This window comes from Erwinia sp. MYb375, assembly GCF_037479175.1.
In the GTDB taxonomy this organism is placed as follows: Bacteria; Pseudomonadota; Gammaproteobacteria; order Enterobacterales; family Enterobacteriaceae; genus Erwinia; species Erwinia rhapontici.
In genome coordinates, this window is the sequence record NZ_JBBGZS010000023.1 from 24,559 (window position 1) to 39,540 (window position 14,982).

At 51.5% G+C, this 14,982-nt stretch carries 15 protein-coding genes and 3 pseudogenes; 7 read left to right on the forward strand and 11 right to left on the reverse strand.

The features are described 5' to 3' along the window. Positions 1-289 precede the first annotated feature (289 nt). Positions 290-673, reverse strand: a complete 384-nt coding sequence (locus tag WH279_RS13185) for a lysozyme inhibitor LprI family protein (protein WP_339457126.1) — start codon at positions 671-673, stop codon at positions 290-292. 100 nt (positions 674-773) lie between these two features. After that, positions 774-1,055: a hypothetical protein gene (locus WH279_RS13190; protein ID WP_339458824.1), complete on the reverse strand. Its 282-nt coding sequence runs from the start codon at positions 1,053-1,055 to the stop codon at positions 774-776. Positions 1,056-1,661: 606 nt separating this feature from the next. On the opposite strand from WH279_RS13190, the gene WH279_RS13195 reads away from it, so the two are divergent. From WH279_RS13195 to WH279_RS13210, 4 genes are all read left to right on the forward strand, one after another. Further along, positions 1,662-1,877: a hypothetical protein gene (locus tag WH279_RS13195; protein ID WP_339457127.1), complete on the forward strand. Its 216-nt coding sequence runs from the start codon at positions 1,662-1,664 to the stop codon at positions 1,875-1,877. Positions 1,878-1,925: 48 nt separating this feature from the next. Then, the gene (locus WH279_RS13200; protein WP_167864424.1) at positions 1,926-2,348 is read left to right on the forward strand and encodes a hypothetical protein; all 423 of its coding nucleotides are present in this window, start codon (positions 1,926-1,928) and stop codon (positions 2,346-2,348) included. Positions 2,349-2,464: 116 nt separating this feature from the next. Continuing rightward, the gene (locus WH279_RS13205; protein ID WP_339457130.1) at positions 2,465-2,683 is read left to right on the forward strand and encodes a hypothetical protein; all 219 of its coding nucleotides are present in this window, start codon (positions 2,465-2,467) and stop codon (positions 2,681-2,683) included. Positions 2,684-2,696: 13 nt separating this feature from the next. Next, on the forward strand, positions 2,697-3,095 hold the full coding sequence (locus tag WH279_RS13210) for a hypothetical protein (protein WP_197931298.1): 399 nt from the start codon (positions 2,697-2,699) through the stop codon (positions 3,093-3,095). 152 nt (positions 3,096-3,247) lie between these two features. Here the strand turns inward: WH279_RS13210 and WH279_RS13215 are convergent. The 5 genes and pseudogenes from WH279_RS13215 to WH279_RS13235 form a co-directional block, all read right to left on the reverse strand. Beyond that, a pseudogene (locus WH279_RS13215) lies at positions 3,248-3,415 on the reverse strand (integrase core domain-containing protein); the annotation flags it as partial. A gap of 200 nt (positions 3,416-3,615) precedes the next feature. Continuing rightward, positions 3,616-4,359: an SDR family oxidoreductase gene (locus WH279_RS13220; RefSeq protein WP_339458678.1), complete on the reverse strand. Its 744-nt coding sequence runs from the start codon at positions 4,357-4,359 to the stop codon at positions 3,616-3,618. 192 nt (positions 4,360-4,551) lie between these two features. Next, positions 4,552-4,785: pseudogene (locus WH279_RS13225) on the reverse strand (tyrosine-type recombinase/integrase); the annotation flags it as partial. A gap of 110 nt (positions 4,786-4,895) precedes the next feature. Then, the gene (locus WH279_RS13230) at positions 4,896-6,089 is read right to left on the reverse strand and encodes an MFS transporter (protein WP_339457134.1); all 1,194 of its coding nucleotides are present in this window, start codon (positions 6,087-6,089) and stop codon (positions 4,896-4,898) included. Between the two features lie 133 nt (positions 6,090-6,222). Next, complete coding sequence (locus tag WH279_RS13235; RefSeq protein WP_339457136.1) at positions 6,223-7,359, reverse strand: alpha/beta hydrolase; 1,137 nt, start codon at positions 7,357-7,359, stop codon at positions 6,223-6,225. Positions 7,360-7,558: 199 nt separating this feature from the next. On the opposite strand from WH279_RS13235, the gene WH279_RS13240 reads away from it, so the two are divergent. Next, entirely contained in the window at positions 7,559-8,443 is an 885-nt protein-coding gene (locus WH279_RS13240; RefSeq protein WP_339457138.1) for a LysR family transcriptional regulator, read from the forward strand. A 107-nt stretch (positions 8,444-8,550) separates the two neighbouring features. Here WH279_RS13240 and WH279_RS13245 read toward each other — a convergent pair whose 3' ends face one another. Beyond that, positions 8,551-8,814 carry a DUF2798 domain-containing protein gene (locus tag WH279_RS13245; protein WP_339457140.1) on the reverse strand — a complete coding sequence of 88 codons (264 nt, stop codon included), beginning with the start codon at positions 8,812-8,814 and terminating at the stop codon, positions 8,551-8,553. A 128-nt stretch (positions 8,815-8,942) separates the two neighbouring features. On the opposite strand from WH279_RS13245, the gene WH279_RS13250 reads away from it, so the two are divergent. Further along, on the forward strand, positions 8,943-9,845 hold the full coding sequence (locus WH279_RS13250) for a LysR family transcriptional regulator (RefSeq protein ID WP_339457142.1): 903 nt from the start codon (positions 8,943-8,945) through the stop codon (positions 9,843-9,845). A 408-nt stretch (positions 9,846-10,253) separates the two neighbouring features. Beyond that, positions 10,254-11,810, forward strand: coding sequence for a methyl-accepting chemotaxis protein (locus tag WH279_RS13255; RefSeq protein WP_200640298.1), 1,557 nt, complete (start codon positions 10,254-10,256; stop codon positions 11,808-11,810). Between the two features lie 203 nt (positions 11,811-12,013). On the opposite strand, the pseudogene WH279_RS13260 reads toward WH279_RS13255, so the two are convergent. From WH279_RS13260 to WH279_RS13270, 3 genes and pseudogenes are all read right to left on the reverse strand, one after another. After that, positions 12,014-13,099: pseudogene (locus tag WH279_RS13260) on the reverse strand (mechanosensitive ion channel family protein). Between the two features lie 160 nt (positions 13,100-13,259). Continuing rightward, positions 13,260-14,486 carry a Zn-dependent hydrolase gene (locus tag WH279_RS13265; RefSeq protein WP_421507692.1) on the reverse strand — a complete coding sequence of 409 codons (1,227 nt, stop codon included), beginning with the start codon at positions 14,484-14,486 and terminating at the stop codon, positions 13,260-13,262. Beyond that, positions 14,486-14,980 carry an L-2-amino-thiazoline-4-carboxylic acid hydrolase gene (locus WH279_RS13270; protein WP_339457147.1) on the reverse strand — a complete coding sequence of 165 codons (495 nt, stop codon included), beginning with the start codon at positions 14,978-14,980 and terminating at the stop codon, positions 14,486-14,488. The genes WH279_RS13265 and WH279_RS13270 overlap by 1 nt, the downstream gene beginning before the upstream one ends. Positions 14,981-14,982 lie beyond the last annotated feature (2 nt).

A 14,982-nucleotide genomic window follows, 5' to 3' on the forward strand; every position in this document is an offset into this window, starting at 1 on the left:
AGTCGCGTTCGTCATACAAGCGTGGTTAACAGAGACATAATAATCGCCTTAAATACCATAATGTGTTAAATTTTTATAACTCCAGAACCGAAAGCATCTGTGGCTCGCGCGCGGTTTTCTTGTTATACAATATTCCAATGTTTGCATCTGGCACGAAGCAGGCCCTCTAAGGGTTAATATGTCCGCCAGAGCGAAGAGCGGACATAATTTGCAATACAGAAAAATAATAATCGCACTAACTCTGCCCGGGTCGATTTCGAATATCATTTAAAGGATCAATGCGAATTCTTCATAATGGACAGCTCACATCACCTTCAGGGCAGCTAAGCATGTCTTTCAGTTCTTTGGTACGTTGTTCAGTTTTTGCCTTGAGGCAGAGCCCGATATTCATTGAATTAACGGAACCTTCACGCGATGCAAAAGTCTGAAACTGACAGTCAGCATCACGATATTCGATCCATTTTTTCTGGGCCTTCCGAAAAAGTGCTGTTTGTTCTCCAGAGGTGGATTTCAGAACCTGCTGATAGGTAGAATTCAATTCCTTGTCAGCTTTCTTGTAATCTGCATTCGCGCACTGGTTCATTTCAAGCTGGGTTTCTGCATTGTCACAGTCTGCTGCCGAGACCTGAGATACAGGCCAGAGAAGCAGCGAAGCAAGAATCAGTTTTTTCATAAATACTCCATTAATATGATGAACTCACGTTTAATTTGAAACGCCAGACGCAGGCTAAAGCAATGGGGGTTGCTGGTTTGCTGAATATGTCAGCAAAATTTTATCTGGTACTGAACGGCTTTTCATCTATTTTTACACGCATAAGTGCATAGGGTTTCTGGTGCATATCTTTATTCATATGAAACGCCGGCTGGCGATACGGCTGGTTCACAATAAAGTACAGATAGCCGTCTGACCTGCCCCCGGCCTGTCGCCACAGGCCTTTTTCGATTCGGCGTCCGGAACGGACACAGATACCGGTAGTTGCCGCCGACACTTCCTGAGTAAGACATTTATTTCGTTGAGTTATGGAAAAATCGACCTGTCTGATGTTGAGCGTCACAACCTCTCCATGGGAAGAAGAAACATGACGCTAAGATTACAAACAGGCCAAATTAATTGTCGCCTAATACCTCAGATTCAGACTGGTTATATAATAATGATATTTGCTTCTGCTTTTTTTGAATTTAGGGTTATCACTTACTACTGCTGTTAAGAATAGCGCTTAATAAAAATGTAATATGTATCATTTCATGAAAAGAGTAAATTGTTAACAGAGTAATCATTAGCATTAAATGTCGTTTAATATCAATAATTTAGCCTGGCATTGAAAGCTTATAAACTTTCTTTTTAAATTAAAAAAACATTCTAAAACAACGAAAAACGTTTCATTACACTCCATGGTTTTTATTTTCCAGTTAATTTAACTTTAATGAAGTAGCTCATTAGCTACGGGGTGGGCCAACGATTATCTCATGTATTTATTACCTTTAAGGATGGATTATGAGACATAAAAAATTAATTCTTGCTTTAGGTGTTTTTGTCCTCTCTGCGACGCGACTTTCTGTCGCCGCACCCTTACATAACGAACCGTTTACGGATCACTCCCCACATACCTTCTTGCTTGTCGGCGATGCTAATGGCGGTGACGGCGGGAACGGGGGTTCTGGTGCCAATTCTCCTGGTGGTCCTGGAGGAGACGGAGGAAATAACAGCGCCAGCGGTAACGGGAACGGCAGTGGTAATGATAACGGTACTGGCAATGGCTCAGCTAACGGCAATGGTTCCGGAGACGGAGACGGTGACGGCGGCGGTGATGGTGGCGACGGCGGTGGCGATGGTGGTGACGGCGGCGGAGCGTAATCAGGCTGCAGAATCTAACTAAAAATGGTCGCCTAATGAAGGCGGCCATTAATTAAAGGATGAAACTTTTATGTCAAAGCTACACAACACTCTGATTTTTCTTCCGCTGTCTGCAGGGCTGCTCCTTTCCCTGCCGGTATTCAGTCAGACACTCCCGCAGGACACTATCCAGCTGTCTGCCTGTGAGAGCCAGAACGGACAGGATGGGAACGGCACTTCGCCTGACGGAGAAAATGGTAAAGACGGCGTGCCTGGTACAGGCTGTCTGAACGGAGGTAACGGCGGTAACGGCTCTGCTTCAGGTGGTAACGGCGGAAATGGGGGAAATGGCGCAGGCGCCGCGAATGAAACCCATCACAAACACCACAAACATCATAAAAATACACACGGTAGCGCTAATGGTGGAAACGGTGGTGATGGTGGGTCAACAGACAATGCGCCCGGAGGTGCTGGCGGTGATGGAGGTAACAATGACCAGTCAGAACATCTGTAAACGATGCCGTACCGTACTAAGGTGCTCCACGCTGATACTGGCGGTTTTAACTCACTACGGTTATGCCTCTCCGGCATACCCGACCCCTTTTCCTGATTCCTTATCACTGATTTCTGATGGTGGAAACGGCGGGGACGGTGGTCCGGGTGAAAACGGAGGGGATGGCGGTAACGGCGGCAATGCTGGGACAGGCTCCAACTCAAATGGCGGAAATGGTGGAAATGGAGGCACAAACGGAGCCGATGGAGGGGATGGTGGCAACGGAGGAAGCGGGAATAATTCATCCGGTGGTGATGGTGGTGATGGTGGTGATGGTGGCGGCATATAATTTATAACGCAGAGGATGATATGAAAAACCTTCTCATGAAAGTTGTTTACCTCATTATTCTGACCTCAGCATTACTGAGACCTTTCATTGCCGTATTCACTGTAACGTCCTCTCTGGCGGCCGGAATATTCAGCACGGCGGCATGGGCAGACGGTGATGGTGGCGACGGTGGTGACGGTGGCGGTGAAGGAAACGGCGGAGACGGAGGGAATGCTGGCTCTGGCAGCAACGGAGATGGCGGCGATGGCGGTAATGGAGGTGAGAACGGAGGAAACGGAGGGAACGGCGGTAATGGTGACGGATCAGGTAATGGAGGAAACGGAGGCGATGCGGGTCCTGGCGGCGTCGGCGGTCAGGGTGGCAGTGGCGGGAATGAGGGAGGACATGATGGTTCTCCCGGGATTAGTGGCGCTAAATAGTTATCCGTCTGCCGTTAACGTGGTCTGCCGGAGGTTAATTACCCCGGCGACCTCATGCATACAGACTGAGCAGACAGTAAGGCAATGCTGAGACACCGTGCTGCAGGGCCTGAACTGCGAAAGCCAGCACTGAACAAAGGGAACAGATCACTTCATTCTGGCTGCATATTCTGGCAACCGGCATATTTTTCGGCAAATTCACAGGGCGTCATCCAGCCCGGTGCAGAATGAGGACGACTCTGGTTATAGTGTATGCGCCAGGCCCCGATTTTGCACCGTGCATCCTCCAGAGACATGAACCCGTTCTCGTTTAGACATTCCTGTCACTTCTGTTGAACGCAGATTCTGCCCCACACCGATCGCCAGGGCTACTCAGCCCTAAAGGGTTGCTTACCGGACTGAGTAGCCCTGGCTCAGGGATTAATCAATATCCTCTCCTGGCACGATGTAGACATGATGGTGCGAGTGGTCCGCTGTGAGCGAGGAGCGACGTTGAGTATTCTGCTCAACGTCACCCAGTTCAGCTCCTGGCGTTAAGATCTTCGCGAGTTGGACCTTGAAAGTAGATGCTACTTATATGGCAACTACGCGGTTGTGTCAGCACAAAACGAATCGTTTCCCAGATCGATCGTCCATTCATTAAACGTTCTCCCATTCTGGGTTGACTATCGACAGACGTATCTAACCCTGTCAATTCGAAATCCGGAGGGTACAACCCGGTAACACGGATATTTTCTTCAGATAACTGCTGTGCCAGTTTAGTTGTAAACCCGCTAAGCCCGTGTTTACTGGCGAAAAAGGCTGGGTGGGCAATAGAATCCGTAAAATTCGGGATCCCACATGAAGATATAATTGAGACAATATCAGCATTTTCTGAACGTCTTAACCCAGGCAGCAGAGCCTGAGTCAGTAGAATCGAACCTGTCAGGCCTGAACTGACGGTATTGATAATTTCTGTGTCAGGCTGATCGTCCAATCTCCCTGACAACCACTGAGCAGCATTCAGGATTAAAATGTCTACAGGCTTGTCTGAAGTTAACAACTGTGAAGAAAACTGAGAAAGGGATTCAGGCCGGGTTAAATCACAGATATACCCTTTTGCAATGCCGCTTTCAGCAGCGATGATGCTGCAGGTTTTTTGAATATCTTCAGCCCGCCGTGCGCAAAAATCCACCTCGACGCCCTCTCGTGCCAGCCACACGCACAGCGCCTGGCCAAATCCCCCGCCTCCACCGGTAATAACAGCTCTTTTACCTCTCAGCATCTTCATTCATCCTTTTCCTGATGACTATGTGTGGATGTAGATATACATGAGAGAGTTAAGTGACATCTTTCAGTTAATGCTCTTTTTGCATGAGGAACAGAAATAAGCTGCACTGCAAATTGTTTAAGCGTGTGTCAGGGGATTAGCAACGTCCGCTTCTGGCACAGGGCTGTTGTTGCAGCCCTGACAACCTTAGACTTCAATCGATTCAGAGATCTCTAGCGTATCATCGACTTTAATGCCCAGATAACGGACTGTGCTTTCCAGTTTCTTATGGCCCAACAGAAGTTGAATCACCCGGAGATTCTTGGTTTTCTTGTAGATCAGGTAAGGTTTTGTTCTTCTCATGGAATGTGTGCTGTAAAGCGCATCTTCGAGACCAAGTTTTTCTACCCACCCATGAAAAATTCGGTTGTATTGCCTGGTTTTTCGTTATCCCACCGATGGACGTTTTCTCCCCTGGCAATCGGCGCTGAATTCAAAGGTAAGAGCATTTATTGCGTTTTTAGATGAGGCGATTTAAGACGCTGGACGATCTAAAGTGCGTTGAGTTTTTGACGTGAAGTCAGCAATGTCAGCCCGGCTGCGCTAATCAGTAACAGGCCACTCAGTGCAAAAGCGCTCTGCCAGCCGAGGTGGTCAAACACCATCCCCCCAGTCATTGAACCCAGGGCTATAGAGAACTGAACGACGGCAACCATGAGCCCGCCTCCCGCCTCTTCATTCCCTGGCAGCGTCCGTGCAATCCATATCCACCACCCCGTTGGTGCTGCAGTGGCAAGCATTCCCCAGCAGCCTAACAGCAGCGTAGCGGCCCAGATGCTGTGCCCGGTCAGTATTAATCCCACGGCAATGGAAGCCATAAGGCAAGGGATGGTAATCAACGTCGGATAAAACCGCTTGTTCAGGAATGGGGTGATGACCAACGTGCCAACCACCCCCATGAAACCGGTGGCGAGCAGAATCAGTGACAAACTAGACGTATTGACCCGGGTTACTGTTTCCAGAAAGGGGCGCACATAGGTAAATAACGCAAACTGCCCCATAAAGAATAATCCGCAGGCCAGTAAGCCCGTTGTCACGATAGGGTGCCTGAAAAGACGAAACACCGAACCGCGCGATGCGTCACTTTTGTTGTTGTCCATGTTGGGCAGGCTAAACCACTGCCAGACGAAGGTCACAATCGCGATTGGGACCAGGCACAGGAAAGCGCCGCGCCACCCAATACTTGCGCCAAGATAGCTGCCAAGCGGCGCCGCCACGACAGTCGCCAGCGCGTTACCACCATTAAAAATGGCCAGCGCACGGGCGACCTGATGCTGTGGCACAAGGCGAATAGCCGTTGCCGCAGACATTGACCAGAACCCACCAATCGCGATACCAATCAGGGCTCGTCCTGCCATATAAACCAGGTAGCTGGAGGCCAGGCCGATAATGGCTCCCGATATTGCCATCAGAACCGTCATCCCCAGCATCAGATGCTTACGATTAGCGTTTCCGGCAAGGCCAGACAGTGTCAGGCTGGTCAGGACCGCGAACGCACCGGAAATAGCAATTCCCAGCCCCGCCAGCCCCTCCGTTACGCCCAGGTCTGTGGCTAAAGGCGTCAGTAAACTGACCGGCATAAATTCTGATGCAATCAGTACAAATACGCACAAGGTCATGGCAAAAACGCCGTTCCAGTGTGCAGGTTCTTCATGTTGTGGTGTTTTAAGGCTCAGTGTGGACATTATCAGCATCTCTAAAGATCGCCCCGGCTCTGTTAAGGCAAACCGGGACGGACGCTATTCACAGAATAACGATCAACCATCAAGGCCACCCTCCCGATGCGGGTGGCCTTTGACGGGGTGCGGAGGAGGGTTTTTATTTCAAACTGGTTTTGAAGAACTGTTCAAAACGGACAAACGGTATCTTACCGGCGACATTGTCGTATAAATCCACATGGTTGGCCCCGGGGACAATCACCAGTTCTTTCTTGTTACTGCCAACTGCTTTATAGGCATCCTCTGCAAAATAGCGCGAGTGTGCATTTTCACCCGTCACGATCAACGTTGGGATCGTGATTTCCTTTGCATAGCTCAGCAGCGGCATATTCATAAAGGATAAGGGCGTTGTGGCCGTCCATGCGCCAGTGGAGTTAACGGAACGCTCATGGAAACCGCGCGGCATCCGGTAATAATCGAAAAATTCTTTGAGTATCGGGTTTGGATTTGCGGGTAACGCTTCCGGCAGAATACGCGCTGAAGTACTTACGCTACCGTTCTTATCCACATAAATATCATGACCGGCGTGTGCGACAGTGCCGTTTTCCGCATCCTTCCAGCGCTGCTCATTCAGATACTGCAAAACGGCACGGCGATCGGCAGTTGAATAACGGTCTTTGCCATCGCCAACGCCATGTCCCATCGCCCGGCTCATATCGTACATCACGCTGGTGGCAACCGCTTTAACGCGTGTATCCATGGCTGCCGCGTTCAACGCCATTCCCCCCCAGCCACAGATGCCGAGTAAACCGATGCGGTTGCGATCCACCTCTTTCTGTAATCCAAGGAAATCAACCGCGGCACTAAAGTCCTCGGTGTTGATATCCGGAGAAGCGACATTGCGCGGATAGCCACCGCTTTCGCCGGTGTACGAGGGGTCGAATGCCAGTGTCACAAATCCCTGTTCAGCCAGTGTTTGTGCATACAGTCCGCTGGATTGTTCCTTCACCGCGCCAAAGGGACCACTCACGGCAATCGCAGCCAGTTTGCGTTCCCCTCGATTTTTGGGCAGGTAAAGATCCGCGACTAACGTCAGCCCATACCGGTTCTGGAATGACACTTTGCGATGATCAACTTCACTGCTGAGAGCGAAAGTTTTATCCCATTTTTCTTCCATTGAAACGGGGGCATTCGGGTGGGCTGTGTCTGCATAACTCATCGTTGTTGTTCCTGATATTGATGCGCATAGCAGTAGGGCTGGCATGGCGGCGGTCAGTTTACGGGTGAAAACGCGCATTAAAAACTCCCCTGAAAACATGAGACAGATACAGGTTTCATACGGACAACGCTGCGGTGTGTGGTATCAATGTGCTGATTATAATGGGCATAAATAGTGCTGATTAGCCGGGCGAAAGTGCTAAGATTAATATCATTTTGTTATGAATTCAGAGGCGATTGTGGCGGCACCTTTGGCCAGATACGCTGAGGACACACTGATGGCGAAACGGGAAAACTATAATGATCTCTACTTGTTTATGCTGGTCGTGCGAGAGGGGAGTTTTACCGCCGCAGCGCGTCGGCTTGGGCTGGCACAATCAGGGATCAGCCGCGCTGTGCGCGAACTTGAAGAGCGGTTAGGGATACAGCTTCTGGTTCGAACCACGCGCAAATTATCATTGACGCAGGCAGGGGAACGGCTCTATCAGACCGTAGAATCCGGGTTTGATGCTTTAGATACGGGCCTTGCAACACTGGCATATTACCGGAATACCCCCTCGGGTACCGTACGCATCAATGCCAGCCAGCATGCCATTGATAAGGTTCTTCTACCCAAACTGGCGGTATTTAGTCAACGTTATCCGGATATCGAACTTGAGCTGATCAGTGAAAGCCGGTTTGTCGATATTATTGCTGAGAGATTCGATGCCGGTGTCCGTCTCGGGCCGGAGGTGGGCAGTGGCATGGTGGCGGTACGCATTACCCCGAATATGGAGATGGTTGTGGTGGGCACGCCCGAGCATTTTCGTCGCTATGGTTTTCCACAAACCCCGGCTGATTTAGTGATGCATCCCTGCATTGCCTACCAGTTTGCCGACGGCAGCCTGTACCAGTGGGAGCTTAATCAGGACGATAAAAAGATCACGCACCGGCCACAGGGACAATGGGCCTTTTCTGACAGCTATATGGAAGCAAAGGCTGCCAGGCTGGGGCTGGGACTGGCGTATGTCCCTGAGGAGCTGGTGGCTGAGGATTTGGAGGAAGGGACGCTTATCAGAACCTTACGGCCTTACAGCCAGCGTATGGAAGGTTCATTCCTTTATTATCCTCATCGCAATGTCTCACCTGCGCTGAGAGTGGTCATTGATACATTGAAAATCTGATGTGTCGCTAACCCGTCCCCTGTATGAGGACGGTGGCGCTGAGTCACCCGGAGATGCTTCGTGTCCGGGCCTTAATCTGGCAGGAGGAGATGGGCATAGGGAAGGGCTCAGTGACTGTGAACCGTTAATCCGACCAGCCGGATAACAATCGGACGCACAACGAGTATGCAGACAAAGGCCGCAGGCATGGCAACCTTGTACGCATTCATCACACTTTCCATGTAATGTGGCCCCATGCCAAATTCCGCGAGCGTGATGACCAGGCTCATCATAAATGCCATGATGGTCGCCATATAAAGCGCAAAGATGTAGGGTGAAGTGTGCTTTGGAAGGCGCACGCGTGGGGTATTCCTGGCGACAGCATTCGTCATTACGTTATCCTGTTTTATCAAGGGGGGTGAAACGGCCACTAACCTAACAAGCTAACCAGGACGGCGGTAGAGCCGTTATGCTTTAATCATTATTAAGTAAAAGTGACGAATGAGGCATTGGGAACACTATGGATCTGTTGGGGCTGATGAGTAATTTTATCCGCGTGGTGGAGAACGGCAGTATCGCCGCGGCGGCGCGTGCCAAAGGAATGAGCCCGGCGGCGGTGAGCCAGAGCCTTTCCCGGCTTGAGGCTCATCTGGGCGTGCGTCTGCTATCACGCACCACCCGCAGCATGACCTTAACCGAAAGTGGTCAACGTTATTTCGAGAAAGTACGTCACATTCCTCATGATATTGACCTCGCCTCGCAGGCTGCGGCCATTGAAACCAAACCTCAGGGCCCACTTTGTATCGCGACGACGGCTGCATTTGGTCGGTACGTCATCGCTCCACTGATGCCTGCGTTCAAAGCGTCTTACCCTGATATTGATATCGAACTGATCAGTACCGATCGTAACGTCGATCATCGTCTGGAAGGCGTCGACGTCAGTATTCGTATTGAGGCGCAGCTCAACGATCAGCTGATTGCCAGAAAAATCGCCTCATTACCCTTTATATTCTGCGCCGCCCCCGCTTATCTGGCGCGTGCGGGCACTCCCCGGACTCCCGAAGAGCTTAGCCAGCACGCCTGCCTGGTTTTTCGTTATCCCACCGATGGACGTTTTCTCCCCTGGCAATTTATCGTCGATGGGCAACCTGTTAACGCGAAACTTAATCCCGAATTTGTCAGCGATGATATTGATATCATTGCAAAAATAGCAGAAAGCGGCGGAGGAATTGCCCGTCTGGCAAGCTTTATTGCCCAGCCGTTGATAGACAGCGGTCGACTCACGGCGTTGTTCAGCTCAGACCACCGTGACGCAAGCGATGTGGCATCTTCACCGATGAACATTTATGCCTGCGTCAACGAACGTTCGGCGTTGAATTCCAGGGTAAGGGCCTTTATTGCCTTTTTAGAAGCGGCGATGTAACACGATGTGGCTGCTGTGCACCCGCTGTTTGCAGGCTCAGCTGCGGTAAGGATTTCATTCCTCCGATACCTGCCAGTGTCAATCCGTTCATCCTGCACCAGAGCCAGATCGGCGTAAAAATGAACGGGTTCGTCACGAAAATCATCGCTCTGTTTTGATGGTTTTCCATCATTTATAGTGGTGAAATATTGATGTTTTTTCGCAGGCAGGGTGCTGAGTTGAGTATTTTAATTTGTTTTTATTTAATTTAATCAGTGGCTTGTTTATTTTTCCTGATTATATTTGTTTATTATTTTTAATGTTTATGTTGATTGGCTGTTGCTATGTTGTAAAAAGTGATGCAGGTTCATTAATGCCTGTGAGGGGCGCGTCGATAAATGAGAAACCTCCCTAACGAGCACGACAATTATGCTAAAAAACACGCGTCTTACCACTGTACTGAGCCTGTCCGGACTGTTCCTGTTCCTTGTCTTTCTGGCGTCGTCACTTCTGAGCGTGGTCTATCTGAGCCGCAGCGCAGAGTCACTGAAAAACCTTAACACGGAAGTATCGGCTACCCTCGGTGTGGCGGACACCACGAACTGGATGCGTGCGGCACGGACGACGCTCCTTGCCGCCGTGCCGCACGTCAACAATGGCGATAAACAGGCGCTCGACGCGGCGCTTAAGCAGGCACGATTCTATTACGATGGTGGGCTGCGGTTTATGCAGGCCTATCAGGCCGCACCAAAAATGCCCGGAGAAGCGACGCTGGCGCAGGAACTGGCTGCCCGCTATACCGACTATACCGAACGTGGTGTGAATGCCCTTTTCACCGCGCTGAATAAGGGGGATGTACCCGCTTTCCTGACGCTTGCCGGAACGCAGGTCGTCACCCTTGATGAGGCCTACCGTGTTCCGTTGGACAAAGTGATCGCCATCCATAAGCAGTCTTCTTTAGATATCACCGCACAGGCCGATGCCGATACGTACATTGCTTATGTTGCCGCTGGCGTCTCAGTGATGCTGTTCATTCTCTCTTCGGCTGTGGTGGCCCAGGTCTTGAGAAGCGTGTTGATACGACCGCTGAAACGCGCCAGTGAAGTGACGGCGGCCATCGGCGCCGGGGATCTGACCTCTGAATTTCATCATGCCCGCAATGACGAGATGGGCAGGCTGCTGCAAGGGCTGGATAAAATGCAGCTCGGTTTGAAGACGATGGTCAGTGAAATCGTGGATGGCGTGGAGGAAGTGGCGCGCGTCACAACGCAGATCAGCGACGGTAACCACAGTCTGTCGAGCCGCACAGAGCAGCAGGCGGCGGCGCTGGAAGAAACCGCCGCCAGTATGGAGGAACTCTCTTCCACGGTGATGCTGAATGCCAGCAATGCCTCCGTTGCCAGCGAGGCCGCCCGGGCTGCATCCGGCACGGCAGCCGAGTGTGGCGCCGCGATGGAGGATGTCGTCCGCACCATGGGCGATATCAAATCAAGCGCGTCGGCCATCAGTGAAATCACATCCGTTATCAATAGCATTGCTTTCCAGACCAATATCCTGGCGCTCAATGCGGCCGTTGAAGCCGCGCGTGCAGGTGAGCAGGGGCGGGGTTTTGCCGTGGTTGCCAATGAGGTGAGAACGCTGGCGCAGCGCAGCACACATTCCGCACGAGAAATCGAGAAACTGATTGCGGAATCTAATCTCAACGTGCAGCAGGGAGAACAGAAGGTCACCGAGGTCTCAATGACCACCTCAAAAATCATCCAGGACGTGACGGGGGTGACCACGCTGATGAGTGAGATTGCCTCCGCTTCTTCGGAGCAAAGTAAAGGGATCAGCCAGATTGGCACCGCGGTAACGGAAATGGACAGCGTCACCCAGCAGAACGCCACACTGGTGCAGGCCTCCGCTGCTGCTGCGAACGTGCTGGAAGAGCAGGTTCAGCGACTGACCGCCATTACCGGTCGCTTCAGGCTGGAAGTGGAATAATCCAGGCATACGGTGTGCGTTGAGTGAAAAGACCGTAGCTGTACTCGCCGGAACGTTAGCCACGTTGCCGGCGATGCGGATTGTGCAGGGTGACATGACTGAACAGTGCCACGAGCATGACCACAAACCCATGCCTGCGTGAATGAACGCTCGGCGCTGAAGGCAAAGGTGAGGGCATTTATTGCCTTTTTAGAAGCGTCGATTTAAGACGCAATGCCGGAAGATCGCACACCAGAATCGGTCAATGTTGCCCTCACGTGAGGAAGGCTTTGCGGATAATTTTGCTGAATAAACTCAATCATCTTTTCCCGCACGTGACAGCGTAAATCAAAGGCAGTGGGAGAATTCTGTGCCGTCATCAATAATCTGATCGTCATGGTTTTGTCCGTGGTATCGGTGACCTGAAGCACTTGAGTCTGTTGATCCCAGAGTTTGGTTTCACTGAGGACTTTTTCAAAATATTTGCGCAGAGGATCTAATGGCATGGAATAATCAAGATAAAGAAAAACAGAACCTAATATCTGTGCGTTATTACGCGTCCAGTTCTGGAAGGCGTTTTCTGTAAAGTAGGTAATCGGCAGAACCAGTCGGCGCAGGTCCCAGATACGCACAACAACATAGGTCAGGTTGATCTCCTCAATCCAGCCCCATTCATTTTCCACCACCACGGCATCATCTATTTTTATCGGTTGCGTAAAGGCGATTTGAATACCGGCAAACAGGTTAACAAGCGACTTTTGCAGGGCAAAACCAATGATGATCCCCGCCACGCCCGCACCGGCAAGGATTGTGGTGCCGAATTTTCGTACGCCCGGGATACTCAGTAACACCAGAGAAAGACAGAACAGCACCAGTAATACGATAGCCACCTTTTTCACATACATTATCTGCGTGCGAATTTTACGGGCGCGAAGATTATTCGAAAGATTAATGTCGTAGCGTATAAACAGCATGTCCTGCGCAACATTCGTCAAGCGAATTAGAATTGAGCAAAATGATAATATGATAAATATATTAATCATTGTGCTGATAAAAGAGAGTGAGTTCGGATTAATATTAATATAATTAATCCCTACATTGATTAACAGTAGGGGGATGAAAAGAAACAGTGATCCACGAAGGTGCTTTTCCAGTTATTTGAAGAGCTTTCTGTCACGACTCTGCCAGTATCGGATGAATCTTAAAAGTATAAATCGAGCCAGGAAACCCACTGCAAATGAGAGCGTGACGAGTAATACAGCAGGCACCCATGATGGCGCACCCGATAACTCACCGAATATCATTGGCATTCTTTTTCCTTATCTTCTCAGTGATCTGCGGATTAAATTTTGAATACATGAGTGTAAGAAAAAATGAGTGACCTGACTGTCTTAACACAAAAAAAATTTGAAAAGAAACCGATTGTTGTGGGCATCAACGTGACCTCATTAACCCCACAGCACACGTCTATCATCCCTCCATCGCACTGCTCATCACTGCATTCAGCAACACATTGGCTCCGGCGCTGGCCCAGGTTTCGCTGATATTTTCTGCCGGGTTATGGCTGATGCCGTCGACGCAGGGGATAAAGATCATTGCGGTAGGTGCCACGCGGCTAAGGTAACAGGCATCGTGGCCCGCGCCGGAAATCATCTCGCGCTGCGCATAACCCAGCGTCGTTGCCGCCTGGCGCACCGTTGCCACGCAGTGGGCATCAAATTCAACCGGGGCGTAATCAAAGATCCGTTCTACGCTGGCGGTTAACGGCCCGTCGTTGCTCTGCGCGAATGCCAGCAGTAACGCCGCTTCCATCTCTGCCAGCACCTGCTCGTCCGGGTGACGAAACTCAATGCTGAATCGTACGCGCCCCGGCACCACGTTGGGGGAATTGGGTTCGATGTCGGCGCGGCCCACGGTGGCGCGTGCATCCGGCGCAAAGTGCAGGCCAATCTGATTCACCGTTTGCACCAGGCTGGCAAAGCCCAGCAACGCATCGCGCCGTAACGGCAGCGGCGTGGTTCCCGCATGGGCGCTGAAACCGACCACTTCGGCCTGATACCAGCGCTGCCCTTGTGCACCGCGCACCACGCCAATGGTTTTCCCTTCGGCTTCGAGGATCGGACCCTGTTCGATATGCAGTTCGTAAGCCGCGTGGATCGGAAAGGCGCGGGCAGGGTGGTTGCCCAGATAGCCGATGTCGCGCAGCGCCTGCTTAACGCTGATGCCCCGGGCATCCTCGCGCTGCCAGGCCTCGTCGCGGGTAAACACACCGCTGAACACCCCGGATGCCAGCATTGCGGGGGCAAAGCGGGCACCTTCCTCGTTGGTCCAGTTCACTACCTCAATGGCGCGCTCGGTTTCTACCTGTGCGTCATTGAGTGAGCGCAGCACTTCCAGCCCGGCCAGCACGCCGTAAATGCCGTCATAGCGGCCGCCGTTGGGCTGGGAATCGACGTGCGAACCCGTCAGTACCGGGGCGAGTTGCGGCTGGCGTCCTTCCCGGCGCAGAAACATATTGCCCATTTCATCAACGCGCACGGTACAGCCTGCATCAGTCGCCCAGCGTTGCAGCAGGTCGCGGGCCTGACGATCTTCTTCACTCAGCGCCAGACGACAGACGCCGTTACCGGGGATTGCCCCCAGGGTGGCCATCTGGTTCAGGCTGTCCCACAGGCGCGATGCGTTAATCTGTTGCATCACGACTCCTCATCATGGGTACGGCGGGCATAGCGAAAATCGCAGCGCGGCGCACCGGACATAATGGTTTCAGTACGCGTCAGTTCCACGTCCGGCGCATAGCCGACAATAAACTGGCTGTCGCGTGCACAGGAGAGCAGGTGACCAATCTCTCCCAGCCCCATTTCATGGTACATCTCGGCGTAGCGGCAGCGCTGAACATCATAGTCGTAGCGTTGGTCACTGGCGGTGATCACTTTCACCTTCAGGGCATCATCTTTTTCCCACAGATGTTGCAGCGCGATAAAACTCTGAATATCCGCACCGTCAGGTTCCTGGCGGGCAAACTCCTGACCGGCTTTGATCGCGGCGTTCTCCACCGCTTCACCAATCACCGCCTGGGCGCGGGCTTTACCGATCTCGCGCACCAGGATTTCATAAATCGGCTTGATCATTTCAGCTTCTATCCGGCGACGTGCCAGAATCCCGAGCTGATTAGTGTTATCGCAGGACATCG